Raw genomic sequence first — 14742 nt, 5'->3', positions numbered from 1 at the left:
CACGCGATCCCCGCCAGATGCGCCGCCGTGGGCACGATTTCGGCAAAGTCATAGGTGGCGTCGGTGAACTCCACCCGTTCAAAGCCCGACACGGTGTCGGTGCCAAAGCGGTCTGCCACGGTGTCGCGGATCTCGAACATCCCGTCGCCCAGCGCGGTGACCTCGAACTCGGGCTGGGCGGCATCTATGCGCAGCACGTCAAGGCCTTCGCCGCCCTGCAGGGTGTCGTCGCCCTGCCCGCCTTGGATGGTGTCGTTATACTCGGAGCCGACGATCAGGTCGTCGCCGTCGCTGCCGGTGGCCACGGCCCAGTTTTCCAGAACCAGTTTTTCAACGTGCTCGTCCAGCTGCACCGCGCCAGTGGCGGCGAAATACAGCGTGTCATAGCCGCCGCCTGCGGTCTCTTGGATCGCAAAACTCTTGTCGTTGCCGACTTCCCAAATGCGATAGCTGTCGTCGCCCGTGCCGCCCGCGAGGGTCGCGTCATGCTGCGCCCCGTTGAAGTGTTCATCGCTGCGCAGGGTCATCTCGATCAGGTCATTCCCCGCCCCGGTGGTCACCGAAATGGCGTTGATGACATGGGCGCTAAGGTCGGCGGCGCTGGTCAGGGTCAGGTTGATATTGCCAAAGTGCGAATCCACCACCTCGATGTCGTCCAGCGTGATGTCGACGATCTGCGGCAGGTTGTAGCCGGTGTTGCGGTCGTCCAGCACGACCCGGTCGATCTTGGGCCAGGGGGTGCCCTCGGCGATGCCCGACCATTCCTCAAAGTCGGGCGCGCCTTCGAGGTGAAAGCGCCCGTAGCCAAGGATCAGCGTATCCAGACCCTCGCCGCCCGACAGGACGACCTGCGGCCCCAGCGTGCCGTCCCATTGTTCGCCGTCATGCACCACGATCGTGTCGTTGCCGTAATCGCCGTGCAGCTCGGCACTGCCCCACAGCGCGCCTTCGAGGATGTCATCGCCAAAGCCGCCGTGCACCGTCGCCGCGCCATAGGCGGAATAGACGACGTCGTCACCCTGACCGCCATCCACCACATCCGCGCCGCGGATCGCCTCGATGGTTTCGTCGCCAGAGCCGCCGGTCTGCGTGGCGCCAAAGATCGTGTCGTTGCCGCCTTCGCCCAGAACCGTATCGCCCCCGGTGCCGCCGCGCAGAACCGAGCGGACCGAGTTGCCGAGGATGACCACATCGGTGTCATCGGCCTGCACCTCCTGGACCAGCTCATCGGCGATGGTGCGCTCGTAGGCGGTGGTGAACTCGTGCAGGCGGATTTCCTCGAACCCGTTGTTCCCCGCGAGGTCATAAGAGGTGACAATCGTGTCCTCGCCCTCGCCGCCGATCACGTCGGGGTGCTGCCCGCATCCCACGGGACAATCTCGTAGTTGATGTCAAAGTGATAGGTCAGCCCGTTGCTGATGACCTGCACAAAGTCATTGCCCCATCCGGCGTCGATCTGTTCGGTCCCGCTGTGGTCGCTGCCGCCGCCGTAAATCTCGTCGCCGCCGTCGCCGCTGAGGATCGTGTCGTTCCACACGCCGCCGATAATCGTATCGCGCGAGGCGGGGCTTTGGGACAGGTCGGTGACGCGGTCGTCGCTGGTGTGGGCAATCCATTGCCCGGGGATCTGCGCAAAGTTGACCTCTAGCGGGTAAGCGCCAGTGCTGCGCCCGGTGATGTCATAGGCCTCGACCCAGATCACACCCACGCTGGCGGGCGGGTCTTCGGGGTTGTCGGTGGTGCTGAGGTCCTGAATCAGATCAGACCCCGCCTCGGGCAGGCTGTTCAGCGTCAGCGTGCCGGGGCGCGTGGTGCCATCACCGTCGGTGACAAAGCTGAACAGCGCGGTGGCCTCTGCGGCGCTGAGGTTGGTCAGCCCCGCCAGCGCGGGCGTGCCGTCCGGCGCATCGACAAAGCGGTACATCGGCTCGCCATCAAACGGCACGTTGTTGTCGGTGGTCATCACCGAGAACACCGGCACCCCGACCGAGGTGTCCAGAGAGATGACATAGCGCACCAGCTGCGCACCTGTCCCATAGCCCAGCGCGGCGGGATCGCCCAACAGCGCGGCCTCGATGGTGGCGTGGGTGGCGGTAAAGCTGTCCGGCGTCAGCTCTTCGGGCGCCACGGGCAGCAGTTCCACCGGCGTGGCAGAGACCTGCACGCCTTGGTAGTTCAGCTCGATATGCTCGACGCCGTGAACGGCAAAGGTGTAGTCGACAATCTGCCCCGGCGCGACTTCGGCCTGCCCGACCATTTGCAACACGGGCAGGTCGTATTCCGCGACGATCCAGCTTTGGCTGTCGGCATCCCAGCGGGTGACGGTTTCGGTGGCGGTGGCTTCGGTGATCCAGAGGACTTCGTAGTCGACCGGCAGGGTGACGGTATCCCCCCCCTCACCGCCGACAATCACCGTGCGGGTGGTGCCGCCCGTGCCAAGCAGGTGCGTGTCGCTGTCGTTGCCCGTGCCCAGATCGACAAAGACCGACCCCGTGCCGGTGACCGAGTCGTCGCCGCCTTGCGCCAGCAGCTGCACGCCCTGCCCGGTCAGCGCAAAGGCGTTGCCCTGCACAAAGCTGTCGTTTTGCGTGATAACCGTGGTGCCGGTGCCCCCGACGAACAGCTCGGTGTCCGCCTCAAGGAAAACGGTGCGCTCGACATTGGTGATCTGATCCGGGCCAACGGCGGCATTGACGAACAACTCGTCCTGCCCCGCGCCGCCATCGACGCTATCCCCGACCGAGGCAAAGATCGTATCGTCCCCGGCGCCGCCCTTCAGCACGTCATGGGTGCGCGCGTCGTCACCCGCGACCTCCTCGCCCAGCACGTCAGACAGGCTCTGGCCATCGCGGCCCAGTGTCCCGCGTCCGCCAAGGTTCAGGTCGTTGCCAAAGCCGCCGTCGATGGTGTCGCTGGCGGCGTTGCCGATGATATGGTCGGCCCGCGCATCGGTGCTCAGCGAGACTTGGCCAGCAGCGGACAGGTCAATGCGCAGCGTTTCCACCTCGCGCATGTTCATGACGCTGGCGTTATAGGTCAGATCACCTTCGGAGGCGTGGAACCAAACGGTGTCCTCGGCGCCCGCGTCTTCGGCGCTGTCTAGGGCCACGTCGCCGGCGTTGTCGACGATATAAAGGTCACTGCCCAGCCCGCCGCGCATGAAGTCGGCCCCAAGACCGCCGTCCAGCGTGTCATCCAGCCCCGAGGCGACCTGCATCCCGGTGTCCGCATCGGTCACCGTCCGGGTGCCCCGGTCCTCGATGAAGTCGCGGCCCGCGCCGCCTTCGTACAGGTCCGCGCCAGAGCCGCCCATCAGCGTGTCATCGCCCGCCATGCCCCGCAGCGTGTCATCGCCGATCCCGGTCTTGAGCGAGTTGCCCACCGAGTTGCCCTCGACGTACAGATCCTGCCGAACCTCGACCCCAAGGACATAGCTGCGCTCGTAGATCAGCCGCTCGACGTTCTCGCCCTGCCGGGTCGCGCCTTGGGTGATGATCTGCGTGTCATCGCCGCCAAGCGCGTCTTCGATGATGACAGAGCCCAGCGATACATCGCGGTAAAAGTCATCACCGTCGCCGCCCGCCAGCGTGTCATTGCCATCCGAGCCGATCAGCGTGTCGTCACCGGTGCCGCCGTACACCTCGTCATGGCCAGCACCGCTTTCGAGATAATCGTCGCCCGCATCGCCATAGAGCGTGTCATTGTCCACACCGCCGTAAAGCGAGTCATTGCCCTCGCCCCCGGAGAGATAATCGTTCAGACCGGCCCCAACCAAGCTGTCATCGCCACCATAGCCATAGAGCTTGTCGAGCGAGCCGCCGCCGACGATGTCATCGCCGCGCTCGGACCCGTGCACGGTCCATGGCTCGCCGCGAACAAAGCGCCAGCCGAGGTTCTGAAAATTGAGGTTGGAATTCTCGCTGTTGCCATCGTAGGTGGCAATCACGTGTTCAAACTCGGCGTTCTCCTTGCGCAGATCGACGTCGACCCGCGTATACAGCGTATCGTCGCCCTCGCCCGCATAAAGCGTATCGCCGCGGTGCAGGCCATAGAACGCCTGCGCCTGCCAGGTGCCGTAGATCTCGCGGCTCAGGCTGGAGCATCCGAGATGGATTTCTTCGACGAAGTAGAGCTGGGCCACAATGTCCGCGAGCGGATCCACATGAACGATGTCATAGCCCTGATCGGCAAATTCCACGATCACCTTGTCACGGGGACTCGAATAACTCCTCACGCCATAGTGGTAATACACGTCGTCCCCATAGCCACCATAGGCAATTGCGCCCGGGCCGGTAATATGGATCTTGTCGTAATACCACTGGTCGTAGGCCGGCACATATTTATGCGTTGGCACGTGTTGCCAGGTGTAGATCGCGGGCATGTCGATCGTGTCATTGCCCGCTTCGACAATCAGCGTGTCGACCGTGTTTTCATAACCTTTCCCGGCTGTGATCAGGTCATTGCCGGGCCCGCCATTCAGGAAATCCTGAGAGCTGCCCCCCCAAGAGCGTATCGTGGCCATAGCCGCCATAAAGGATGTCACCCCCCCAATCGCCGACAAGCAGGTCGTTGCCATCTCCACCTTCCAGCATGTCGGTTGTGCCGAAGTTCTGTTCGGGAGTCTCGTTGAAGATATAGCGAAACGCCATGATCAGCGCTTCCGTGGCCTTATCGACGGCCATGCCAATGACCACGCCCTTGAGGCTGGCTGTGAACCCCACCTGCGCCACCGAGACGCCGAACTGTACAGCCTCCGAATAGCCTGCATCCAGCAGCGCGTCGGCCGTAGCGCCGGTCGGGTCGTCGTAGAATTGGTAGAACTTATACAGCCCCTCGAATAAGTCGATGGACGAAGACCGGGTATGGGTGATTTCGGTCGATGTCCCGATCACAACGTCAGAGTAGCCCGCGTACAGCATGTCGTTGCCCGCGCCGCCGTCAGGTGATCGGGCCCATCGCCGCCCTCGAGCAGATCGCTCCCGCCGCCGCCCTCGATCGAGTCCTGGTAATGGCCTTCGCCCCCCGAAATCGTGTCGGAGCCGGGCGAGCCAAACAGCCGGTCATTGCCTTTGCCGCCCCAGATGAAGTCAGAGGTGTTGTTGCCGCTCAGCGTGTCGCTGGCCGCACCGCCAAAGATCAGCAGACTCTGACCGCTATACTGGCCGGTAAAATCCTCTTCCCATTCTACCGCGTCGGCCAGGATCCACTGCTTGAAATCCTCGGAGGCTCCTTGGGTTTTGACGATCAAATCGTTCGGGTTGATGATGCCGTTCACGATCGGCAGGGCGCCGGTCGCGGTCGTATCCGCCAAATCAAAGGGGTTGAGCTTGTAAGGCGACTTTTTGTCCTCAAGGGACAGATCCTCGCCGGTGACCAGATTAAGAAAATCCAACAACGTCTCGGCAAACGGCTCAGCGAAGGTCAGCGGGTTCTGGGCACGTTCATTGTTCGCGGCCCAACCTTTGTAGAGGTCTATGAATTTGAGATAATTTTCAGGGTGGGTAAATTCGCCCGAGAGTTGCACTTGATCGCTGGGGGGATCGCTGGACAATTTCTTGGCCCCGAAGAGGTAAAATAATGCCTCTCATCAGTCGTTAATTTTCCGTTAAGTCAACTGGAATCCGCCGGTTTGCACGGAACGTGACGGCACGGATGGACGCCTTGCACGAAAGGCCCACCTTCCAATTTTGGGATGCCTGAAAAAGCGGCGTTTGCCCCCAGATCAAGGGGTTTGGGGCGCGTCACGTCGGGGCCGCCGATCAGGATGCCCTCTCCGATGCCGCCCAGCCGCGTGGTTACGTTGTCACCGCCCAACTGATCGTTCGGCGTTCTGGCAAAGGTGACCACCAGTTCGACAGTCTCGAGGATATTTTCGCGTGCTTTCGCTGTTGAAAAGGGCCGAATGCGTTTCTGTCGCATCGGCCCCGTGGCCCACGCAAAGGCGGGCAAAAGCACCTGACCTTAGCGGCTCTGAAGGGTATTTCTATTTAATTTCAAATGCTTTGTGGTGCGGGTGGAGGGACTTGAACCCCCACGCCTTGCGGCGCCAGAACCTAAATCTGGTGCGTCTACCAATTTCGCCACACCCGCATCCGTCGGGGCCAAAGCCGCCGATGCGCGGTATCTAGCAAAGCTTTGCGGCAGTGGCGAGAGGAAAAATCGTGTTAAATTGAATGCTCTTAAAACCCAAAAAGGACGCGACATTTACCCATTGTTGCCATAATGTGGCAGAAAAACTTGAGGCAGAACAGTACAGGAAGAACGCCCATGGAACCGAAAACGGTCCGGCGTGCACAGGGGGCAATCCGCCCCGCACGTCATGTTGCGCCCGAATCCGCGAAAAACGCATTGATGGCTGGCACCGTCGTGCTGACCTTGGACGGCGCGCTTCCGGTGGAATTCATCAACGAAGGCGACCGCGTCATCACCCGTGACAGCGGCATGGCCGTGGTCAAACAGGTGCGCCGCATTCGCCGCAAACTCCCCGCCGTGGGGATCAAGGCCGGCTCGCTGGGCAATACCCGCCCCGACCGTGACGCGGTTTTCCCGGCGACGCAGGAACTGCTAGTGCGCGACTGGCGGGCGGAAACGCTGTTCGGCGCGTCCCAAGCCTTGGTGCCGGTGGCGCGTCTGGTCGATGGCGAATTCGTCCGCGACCTTGGCGAGGTCGAGATGGAGACGGTGGAACTGGTCTTTGACGCGCCGCACATCCTTTATGCCGACGGGCTAGAGGTCGCCTCGGCCACGCAGGAAATGGCCACAGTATAAGAGAGTGAGGGCGGGACTTCCCCGCCCTTGTCCATTCCGGGGCTAGGCGTTCAGCGCGCGCAAGACTTTGGGCAGCTCTTCGGGCAGATCCTCGGCGATCAGGCCGGGACCAAAGGACAGCGCCGCCTCTACATGCAGCCAAGCGGACAGTTCCGCCGCGGCAAAGGCGGGCACATGCCGCGCCATCAGCCCGCAGATGAACCCCGCCAGCACATCGCCCGCCCCCGCCGTCGCCAGCCAAGGCGCCGACCGCGCGCCATGGGCCGAATGCACCACGCAGGCGCCTGCCGGGTCCGCGATCACCGTGTCCGCCCCCTTGAGCAAGACCACGCAGCCCGCCCGCGCCGCCGCCTCGCGCACCGCGTCCACCTTGGAAAAGGCCGGACCGCTCTCGGCGTCATCCTCCAATCGCTCGGCCAGATCGGGGAACAGGCGCGCGAACTCTCCCATGTGCGGGGTCAGCACCACGTCACCGTGCAGCATATCGAACAACGCCTGCGGCTGGCGCTGAAACCGGGACAAAGCGTCGGCGTCCAGCACCACCGGCAAGCCCGACTGCAAGGCCACCTTGACCAGCTCGGCGGTCGCCTGCGTCAACCCAAGCCCCGGCCCAAGGCACAGCGCCGAGACGCGGTGATCTTCGAGGATCTCGTGCAGCCCGTGCGGGCCGTCCATGCCGCGCAGCATGATAGCGTTCACATGCACCGCGTTTTCGGCCACCGCGCGCAACGGGCAGGCCAGAGTCACCAGCCCCGCGCCGATCCGCAACGCCCCGCGCGCCGCCATCCGGGCCGCGCCGCCTTGGCCGGGCGCACCGCCCAGCACAATCGCATGGCCGCTGTCGTATTTATGGGCGCCGCCCTTGCCGACCTCCAGCGTCGTGGGCGGGGTGACCAATTGCGCGGCCTCGGCGCAGCCTTCGGTCAGCCCGATGTCATGGACAACCAAGCTGCCCGCCTGCTCGGCCCCTTCGGCCAGGACATGCCCCAGCTTGGCGCGGTGAAAGCTGACAGTCAGATCGGCCTGCACGGCCACGCCCTGCCCCAGCACCCGCCCAGAATCCGAGCACACACCGCTGGGCACATCGACGGCCACGGTGCGGGCCCCACCCTCGAACAGCGCTTCGAACGGCGCGACAGCCTCTGGTGCGATGCCGCGCGTCAGGCCGGTGCCGAACAGCGCGTCGACAAACAGGTCTGGCACCGCGCCGCCGTAATCGGCAACCGCGCCAATCGCGCCCAGCTCTGCCCAGCGGGCGGCATTGGTGCGCGCGTCCGGCGGCAGGCTGTCCACATCGCCCAGCAAATAAACCGACACCGCCCAGCCCCGCGCCGCCAAAAGCCGCGCGATGACAAAGCCATCGCCGCCATTGTTCCCCGGCCCGCACAGAATCACCGCGTCAAAGCGCCCCTCGGACAAGTCCGGCCAATGGGTTAAGATCGACTCAACAACCCCACCCCCGGCCCGTTCCATCAGCTCCAGCCCGGAAACTTTGCCACTTTGAATGGCAGCTTGCTCGATTTCGCGCATTTGCGCCGCTGTCAGCAATTCACTCATAAATCCTCGCGATTCAATTTCGCCCAGTTTGCAGGCGTTTTGCCTATTTTTTAATCACGCCACATTTTTCAGCAGTCTGTAAGCACCTGATCAAAGCCTATCCGATTGTCCCCGCCTCTGAGAAGTGATCTGCCGTCAACAACACGAATGACAGGAGGGCGGAGGCTCATGAAAAAGATCGAAGCCATCATCAAGCCGTTCAAGCTTGATGAAGTTAAAGAAGCGTTACAAGACGCAGGAATCCAAGGCCTGTCTGTGGTCGAAGTCAAAGGCTTTGGCCGTCAGAAAGGCCACACCGAACTGTACCGCGGTGCCGAATACGTCGTCGACTTCCTGCCCAAGGTGAAGATCGAAATCGTGCTGGACGACGACCAGGTCGACGGCGCCATTGACGCCATCGTCGGCGCGGCCAAGACCGACAAGATCGGCGACGGCAAGATTTTCGTCTCGCCCGTCGAACAAGCCATTCGCATCCGCACCGGCGAGTCCGGCTCGGACGCGCTGTAAACCACGCCGAAACATCAAGTTAAGCAACTGAGGGAATAATCCAATGAGCGCAAAAGACCTGCTCAAGAAGATCAAAGACGAGGAAATCGCATACGTCGATATCCGCTTCACTGATCCGCGCGGCAAGCTGCAGCACGTGACCGTGATCGAAAGCGAAGTCGACGAAGACTTCCTCGAAGAAGGCTTCATGTTCGATGGTTCCTCCATCGCTGGCTGGAAATCGATCGAAAACTCGGACATGAAACTCATGCCCGACTGCGACAGCGCCTATGTCGACCCCTTCTACGCCGAGAAAACCATCTGCGTGCACTGCTCGATCGTCGAGCCGGACACCGGCGAAGCCTATGGCCGCGACCCGCGCAGCACCGCCGAAAAGGCGGAAGCCTACCTCAAGTCGTCCGGCATCGGCGACGTGTCCTACTGGGGCCCCGAGGCAGAATTCTTCCTGTTCGACAACGTCCGTTTCGCCAACACCATCAACAAAGTGTCCTACGAAGTGGACGCGGTTGACGCATCGTGGAACACCGACGCCGAGTTCGAAATGGGCAACACCGGCCACCGTCCGGGCCTCAAGGGTGGTTACTTCCCGGTGAACCCGACCGACCACGCGCAGGACATCCGCGGCGAAATGCTGTCGACGATGAAGCGCATCGGCATGAAGGTCGACAAGCACCACCACGAAGTGGCGTCCTGCCAGCACGAGCTGGGCCTGATCTTTGGCACGCTGACCCACCAGGCGGACGAGCTGCAAAAGTACAAGTACGTCATCCACAACGTGGCCGACGCCTACGGCAAGACCGCAACCTTCATGCCCAAGCCGATCTACGGCGACAACGGCACCGGGATGCACTGCAACATGTCGATCTGGAAGGACGGCAAGCCGCTGTTCGCAGGCGACAAATACGCAGATCTCAGCCAGGAAGCGCTGTACTTCATCGGCGGTATCCTCAAGCACGCCAAGTCGCTGAACGCCTTCACCAACCCGTCGACCAACTCGTACAAGCGTCTGATCCCGGGCTTCGAAGCCCCGGTTCTGCGCGCCTACTCGGCACGTAACCGTTCGGGCTGTGTCCGTATTCCGTGGACCGAAAACCCCAAGGCAAAGCGCGTCGAAGCCCGTTTCCCCGATCCCTCGGCGAACCCCTACCTGTGCTTCTCGGCTCTGCTGATGGCTGGCCTCGACGGCATCAAGAACAAGATCGATCCGGGCGAAGCCATGGACAAGAACCTCTACGATCTGCCCGCCGAAGAGCTGGCCGGTATCCCGACGGTTTGCGGCTCGCTGCGTGAAGCTCTCGAAGAGCTCAAGGCAGACATGGATTACCTGCTGGCCGGTGACGTGTTCACCAAGGACCAGATCGAAGGTTACATCGAGCTCAAGATGGAAGAGATCGAAAAGTACGAACACACGCCGCACCCGGTCGAGTTCGGCATGTACTACTCCTGCTAATCCCCCTTGGGATCGCAGACTGGCGGGGCGTCCTTTTGGGCGCCCCGTTTTCGTTTAATGCCCTTTTGGGTGCCCTGCCCGCCCGGTTTACGGCGCGGATATGGCGCACGGCCTTTTGAAGTTACAGGATTTTGCGCAAAATCGCCCCAAAGCGGTCGCGGAGATGCCCCGGTGCGCTGTGAAAACGGGTTAACCGCGCATCACGACCCGCGCACACATCCTTAACGCGTGGCAACAAAGGGCCAAGGCAATGAGCAACTCCTTTCAAGATCGACTGGCCCGGCTGGAACAGACCCACGCGCCCAAAGCCCCCGATCCCCAACCGCAGCCGCAGCCCGAGGTCGCGCCCGATCTGGGTCACGCTCGCCAGAGCAGCGTCTTTACCCCCAAGATCGTGCTGGGCCTCTTGGCGGTGCTGCTGCTGCCAGCCACGGTCATGGGCGGAGCGGTTCTGCTGTCGCATTCCCTACAAGGCGGACAAGCGGTCGCCACCGCCGAGCCAGAGCTTTTGCGCCCCCAAGACGTGAAATCCGCAGAGGATCTGATGCGCATGAACGAAGACATGAAGGCGGGCAAATACTCGGTCGCGCAGATGGCGACGATGATGGACCGCGAAGGCTTTGACACTATGGCGCGCGTCGCCCTGCAAGAGGCCGGGACCGATCAAAAGATGATCGAGTCCATCATGCAGTCCGTGGATGCCGACAAACCGATGGGCCTGCTGGCCGACATCCCGGATGAGTGACGTAAGGTATAGTCGCAGCCTCTAACGTATAGTCGCCCCCCACTCTAAAGCGCGCAAGCGCCCACAGATCAGGGCAAAAACGTGTCAAATCGGGCGTTTCGTGTCAGAAATGCCCGATTTGTTAACCTTTATGGCAGGCTTTGCCCCATTGCGGCACAAAAAGGTTAACGCAGCCCAAGTGTGATCCAGATCACATCTCATTCCTTCCCCAATTGCTGGCCAAAAATTGGTTAACAAAACGGACATCCTAAAAAGGAGACGGGGAAATGAACGCGATGAACACCACCGCAGCACAGCTTATCTTTGACGGCGAGCGCCTTGTGTCCCTGCCGAACATTGCCGATCTGCTCGGCGCTGACCTGCGTGTTCTCGAGGCGGGCCTGACCTCTTTGACGCTGACCGATGGCGCGCTGACCTTTGATCTGGAGCTGGCCTTTGTCGCCCAAGAGACCCTTTTGACCCTGTCTATCCTTGGCAACGACGATGTCGCGACGCTTCAGGCACGGCTGGCACCGATGCTGTATACGCTGGCCAAAACCTTGCCGATCCAGGCGGTTGTCTGGGGCGAAACCGCGCTGCGCATCCCGGCGCAGACCCTTGTCGCGGGCCTTGCCGCCAGCTTTGAGCCCGCCGAGACCGTCACGCCCATCGCCCCCCGCCGCGTGTCCGGCACCAAACCGGCCACCGCCCGCCCGTCCAAAGCCGACCTCGCCCAGATGTTGCCGCAGGTCAACAGCGCCGCCCGCATGGCCGCCGCCAACGACAACGCCGACATGGGCGCGCCGCAATTCGACGCCCACGTTAAGGCTTTTGAAACGTCTCTTCGGGCCACGCTGCTGCGCCCCGCGTCCAAGGCAGAAATCGAAGAAATCCGCGCCGAAGACGGCATCATCCCGATCGAGGCGCGCCTGTCCACCTGGGCCGTCAGCCTGACCGTCGCCACCGTGTCGCTGCCGGTCGCCGCCCCGATCATGGCCTACAACGTGATGCGCGGCGAAGACCTGCGCGCCGCCTCCTTGGCCATGGGGCTGGCCGGGTTCTTTGTCGCCATGGACACCTCGGGGGCTATGGCTGGCATCGCCTCGATGCTGTGATCACAGCTGAGGCTGGTCAGGAATTCCCCCTTGGATCGTGCCGCCCATTGCGGCTAACCTAACCGCAATACTCAACCTCCGGAGAGCCTCATGCGCCGCATTTTATCCGCCCTTTGTTTGTCCCTTCTCGCCGCTGGCCCCGGTTTTGCCGCAAGCTGTGGCAACACTTCCTCTGGCTTCAACGCGTGGAAATCCGAATTCGCCGCCGAAGCCAAAGCCGCCGGCGTCAAGGATCGCGGCATTGGCGCGCTGATGAATGCCAGCTACAGCACGCGCACCATCAACGCCGACCGCAACCAAAAGGGCGTCAAATACAGCTTTGATAAGTTTGTGCAAATCCGCCTCGGCTCGCTGTCCAGTTTCGCCGCGACGGGCAAGAAACGCCTCGCGCGCAACGCTGCCTTTTACGGGTCGTTGGAACAGCGCTACGGCGTCCCGGCGGGCATCTTGATCTCGATCCACGGGATGGAAACCGGGTTTGGCCGCAACATGGGGTCCGAGCCGGTGATCAACTCGATCCTGACCGTCGCCTATGACTGCCGCCGCCCCGGCCTGTTCCGTCCGCACGCCATCGCGGCGCTGCAAATGGTCGACCGCGGGATGCTAAGCCCCAACCAAAAGGGTGCCTACCACGGCGAGCTGGGCCACACCCAGTTCCTGCCCGGCAACGCCATGCGCTTTGGCGTCGATGGCAACGGCGATGGCCGCGTTGACTTTTATAACGAAGCCGACGCGCTGGCCTCGACCGCCAACTACCTGCGCCAGAAGGGCTGGAAAAAGGGGCAACCCTACAGGCAAGGCACCGCGAATTTCCGCGTTCTGAACGAGTGGAACGCCGCAACCGTCTACCAACAAGCGATCGCCGCTGCCGCCGAGCGTATCGACAACTAAGTCCAAAAAGAATCGCGGGTGGTCGCGTATAAAGTGTGACGCGACCGCCACGATGCACGCCTAACGAACAAACGGTAACCAAGGGTTAACCACTTTGTCCGTTTTAGCGGAACATACATTTAAAATTACCAGATTTTGCCCGAATGTAACCAAGATCATCCGGCATACCTGTCCTCAACGCAGACCTCTCGCACGAGGATTTCACCGATGACCTGTACTGAGTATCCCTACGCTGGCCTCATCCTGCCAGACACCCAAGACCTTGATCCGGATCCCTATTTGGACACTGCGGCGCGGGTTGTGGCGCAGCTTGATCCACGTCAGGGGCGCGCACCGCAGCGCGGCAGCAACGCCGTGATGGGCCGGTCCTTGGGCATTCAGGTCATCTCTGAAGAAGACAGCGATTATGGCCCCCGCGTCTTGATCGAGGTCATCACCCGCGCAGGCGGCCTGCCCACCGAAGATCAGGATGAAGCCGCCGCGCAGCTGCTGTCTGCGGTGGTTCTTGCCGCGCTAGAGCATTCGTCCGCCGACATTCTCGAATGGTATTCGCCCGACGTGCTGCTGGACCGCGAAGATTTTATCCGCCTGCGTAGTTATGTGTCGCCGCGCCGCGCCGAACCGGTGGTTCGGTCGGTCGATGAGGTTCTGAACGACGTTCAGCCTGCGCAGGACTACAGCGCCGACGACCATTTGGCCGACGATATTCGCGGCGCGCTCTATCCCGCTGGCGAAGAGGACGAGCGCCCCGCCGTCACCGACCGCCTTGCGCAATACCGCATCCAAACAGCTGAAGTCGAGCCAGAGCAAAGCCGCATGTCCGCTGCCGGATGGCTGCTGACCGGCGCGCTGGCGATCATCAACCTGCCGCTGGCGGTCTTTGTCGGGATCATGAATGGCGGGCGCGGTGTGGACCTGCGTCTGGTCAGTCAGGCGCTGGCCGTGACCGGCCTGTTCACCGTGCTATACCACACGGATAGATTGCATCAGGTGGCCCGCCTCCTGATCCATTAACGCCGCAAGGTCACAAAGGTGTGGATGCCAAAAACCACTGCTCGCGTTTCTGGCAACCTCAGCATCGTTTGACGTTCCGAGCGTAGAAAGGGCGCTGTCGCTGGGTCGATAGGCGCCCTTTCGTCATGTTCAGCCCGCGGTTGGTGCAGGTTCGGATCGTCGTAATACAGGGCGTTGAACCGCCACAAAGGCCGCCCCACCTGCACCCCATCGAACAGGCGCTGCACACGTTTTGCGAGCATTTCGTCATACTCTGCCACTGGCGTGTGGATCCCGATCAAAGGCCGCTTCAGCTTTTCTGACAGCATCCAATTGGCCGGAAAACACAGCACCGCGGCTGTCAGCACATGCGCGTCCCCGTGCTTTTCCAGCAGGCAAAAGTCTTCTTGGACCAGGCGTCCCAGGGTGCCAAGCGGGTCTGTTTCATCCACATCGATCACCGCGCCGTCGGGACGGCGTATCCGCGTGCCGTGCCGGTCGAACCCCGCCGGGAGCGTTTCTTGAACCACGTTCAACAGCTCTTGCGCGGCGGGCACAGCGCCTTCGGTCATGGCCAGAACCGCCTCGCGCGCATCGCGTAGCAACCGCTCTCGTTCTGCCATCTGGGCCGCATAGGCATCGTCGACGATCAACCACTCGGCCAGCGGCAAAGGCTGTATCCCCGGCAGGGCGCGCGGGCTGATGTCATAGGGAATTCTGGACTGCAAAATCATGCG

13 protein-coding genes, 1 tRNA gene and 1 pseudogene are annotated in these 14742 nt (G+C 62.1%); 7 read left to right on the top strand and 8 right to left on the bottom strand.

All coding sequences use genetic code 11. From position 1 onward, the window contains the following. Positions 1 to 203: 203 nt before the first annotated feature. The 6 genes and pseudogenes from B9A11_RS22570 to B9A11_RS11950 form a co-directional block, all read right to left on the bottom strand. Positions 204 to 1190: pseudogene (locus B9A11_RS22570) on the bottom strand (hypothetical protein); the annotation flags it as partial. Positions 1191 to 1342: 152 nt separating this feature from the next. Then, positions 1343 to 4531, bottom strand: coding sequence for a calcium-binding protein (locus tag B9A11_RS11970; RefSeq protein WP_186009211.1), 3189 nt, complete (start codon positions 4529 to 4531; stop codon positions 1343 to 1345). Continuing rightward, entirely contained in the window at positions 4458 to 4919 is a 462-nt protein-coding gene (locus tag B9A11_RS11965) for a hypothetical protein (protein ID WP_058248283.1), read from the bottom strand. Before B9A11_RS11965 ends, B9A11_RS11970 begins: the two co-directional genes overlap by 74 nt. Beyond that, positions 4889 to 5551, bottom strand: a complete 663-nt coding sequence (locus tag B9A11_RS11960) for a calcium-binding protein (protein WP_058248282.1) — start codon at positions 5549 to 5551, stop codon at positions 4889 to 4891. The genes B9A11_RS11965 and B9A11_RS11960 overlap by 31 nt, the downstream gene beginning before the upstream one ends. A gap of 59 nt (positions 5552 to 5610) precedes the next feature. Then, positions 5611 to 5919: a hypothetical protein gene (locus tag B9A11_RS11955; protein WP_143595870.1), complete on the bottom strand. Its 309-nt coding sequence runs from the start codon at positions 5917 to 5919 to the stop codon at positions 5611 to 5613. Between the two features lie 86 nt (positions 5920 to 6005). Beyond that, positions 6006 to 6090 (bottom strand) — tRNA-Leu (locus tag B9A11_RS11950). Between the two features lie 261 nt (positions 6091 to 6351). Here B9A11_RS11950 and B9A11_RS11945 point away from each other — a divergent pair. Beyond that, on the top strand, positions 6352 to 6768 hold the full coding sequence (locus B9A11_RS11945) for a Hint domain-containing protein (protein ID WP_234988821.1): 417 nt from the start codon (positions 6352 to 6354) through the stop codon (positions 6766 to 6768). A 42-nt stretch (positions 6769 to 6810) separates the two neighbouring features. Here B9A11_RS11945 and B9A11_RS11940 read toward each other — a convergent pair whose 3' ends face one another. After that, complete coding sequence (locus tag B9A11_RS11940) at positions 6811 to 8325, bottom strand: bifunctional ADP-dependent NAD(P)H-hydrate dehydratase/NAD(P)H-hydrate epimerase (RefSeq protein WP_058248279.1); 1515 nt, start codon at positions 8323 to 8325, stop codon at positions 6811 to 6813. Between the two features lie 168 nt (positions 8326 to 8493). On the opposite strand from B9A11_RS11940, the gene B9A11_RS11935 reads away from it, so the two are divergent. The 6 genes from B9A11_RS11935 (at position 8494) to B9A11_RS11910 (ending at position 14026) form a co-directional block, all read left to right on the top strand. Next, a complete protein-coding gene (locus B9A11_RS11935; RefSeq protein ID WP_058248278.1) occupies positions 8494 to 8832 on the top strand; it encodes a P-II family nitrogen regulator in 339 nt (112 codons plus the stop codon). 43 nt (positions 8833 to 8875) lie between these two features. Continuing rightward, on the top strand, positions 8876 to 10282 hold the full coding sequence (glnA, locus tag B9A11_RS11930; RefSeq protein ID WP_058248277.1) for a type I glutamate--ammonia ligase: 1407 nt from the start codon (positions 8876 to 8878) through the stop codon (positions 10280 to 10282). Positions 10283 to 10532: 250 nt separating this feature from the next. Beyond that, positions 10533 to 11027, top strand: a complete 495-nt coding sequence (locus tag B9A11_RS11925) for a hypothetical protein (RefSeq protein WP_058248276.1) — start codon at positions 10533 to 10535, stop codon at positions 11025 to 11027. Between the two features lie 266 nt (positions 11028 to 11293). Next, on the top strand, positions 11294 to 12121 hold the full coding sequence (locus B9A11_RS11920) for a hypothetical protein (RefSeq protein ID WP_058248275.1): 828 nt from the start codon (positions 11294 to 11296) through the stop codon (positions 12119 to 12121). A gap of 90 nt (positions 12122 to 12211) precedes the next feature. Beyond that, entirely contained in the window at positions 12212 to 13012 is an 801-nt protein-coding gene (locus B9A11_RS11915; RefSeq protein ID WP_058248274.1) for a lytic murein transglycosylase, read from the top strand. Positions 13013 to 13219: 207 nt separating this feature from the next. Further along, positions 13220 to 14026, top strand: a complete 807-nt coding sequence (locus B9A11_RS11910) for a hypothetical protein (RefSeq protein WP_058248273.1) — start codon at positions 13220 to 13222, stop codon at positions 14024 to 14026. On the opposite strand, the gene B9A11_RS11905 is transcribed toward B9A11_RS11910, so the two are convergent. Next, positions 14023 to 14739, bottom strand: coding sequence for a heme-dependent oxidative N-demethylase family protein (locus tag B9A11_RS11905; protein WP_058248272.1), 717 nt, complete (start codon positions 14737 to 14739; stop codon positions 14023 to 14025). The two genes, B9A11_RS11910 and B9A11_RS11905, sit on opposite strands and share 4 nt — an antisense overlap. Positions 14740 to 14742 lie beyond the last annotated feature (3 nt).

This window comes from Tropicibacter naphthalenivorans (genome assembly GCF_900176475.1).
Taxonomy (GTDB): Bacteria; Pseudomonadota; Alphaproteobacteria; order Rhodobacterales; family Rhodobacteraceae; genus Tropicibacter; species Tropicibacter naphthalenivorans.
This window is presented reverse-complemented; position numbering and strand designations above follow the sequence as displayed.

Excerpts from the sequence above, each read along its gene's own strand:
- B9A11_RS11920 (WP_058248275.1), top strand. The coding sequence starts at position 11,294 with ATGAACGCGATGAACACCACCGCAGCACAGCTTATCTTTGACGGCGAG.
- B9A11_RS11955 (WP_143595870.1), bottom strand. The coding sequence starts at position 5,919 with ATGCGACAGAAACGCATTCGGCCCTTTTCAACAGCGAAAGCACGCGAA.
- B9A11_RS11970 (WP_186009211.1), bottom strand. The coding sequence starts at position 4,531 with ATGGCGGCTATGGCCACGATACGCTCTTGGGGGGGCAGCTCTCAGGAT.
- B9A11_RS11940 (WP_058248279.1), bottom strand. The coding sequence starts at position 8,325 with ATGAGTGAATTGCTGACAGCGGCGCAAATGCGCGAAATCGAGCAAGCT.
- B9A11_RS11935 (WP_058248278.1), top strand. The coding sequence starts at position 8,494 with ATGAAAAAGATCGAAGCCATCATCAAGCCGTTCAAGCTTGATGAAGTT.
- B9A11_RS11925 (WP_058248276.1), top strand. The coding sequence starts at position 10,533 with ATGAGCAACTCCTTTCAAGATCGACTGGCCCGGCTGGAACAGACCCAC.
- B9A11_RS11915 (WP_058248274.1), top strand. The coding sequence starts at position 12,212 with ATGCGCCGCATTTTATCCGCCCTTTGTTTGTCCCTTCTCGCCGCTGGC.
- B9A11_RS11905 (WP_058248272.1), bottom strand. The coding sequence starts at position 14,739 with ATGATTTTGCAGTCCAGAATTCCCTATGACATCAGCCCGCGCGCCCTG.
- B9A11_RS11945 (WP_234988821.1), top strand. The coding sequence starts at position 6,352 with ATGGCTGGCACCGTCGTGCTGACCTTGGACGGCGCGCTTCCGGTGGAA.
- B9A11_RS11910 (WP_058248273.1), top strand. The coding sequence starts at position 13,220 with ATGACCTGTACTGAGTATCCCTACGCTGGCCTCATCCTGCCAGACACC.
- B9A11_RS11965 (WP_058248283.1), bottom strand. The coding sequence starts at position 4,919 with ATGCTGTACGCGGGCTACTCTGACGTTGTGATCGGGACATCGACCGAA.
- glnA (WP_058248277.1), top strand. The coding sequence starts at position 8,876 with ATGAGCGCAAAAGACCTGCTCAAGAAGATCAAAGACGAGGAAATCGCA.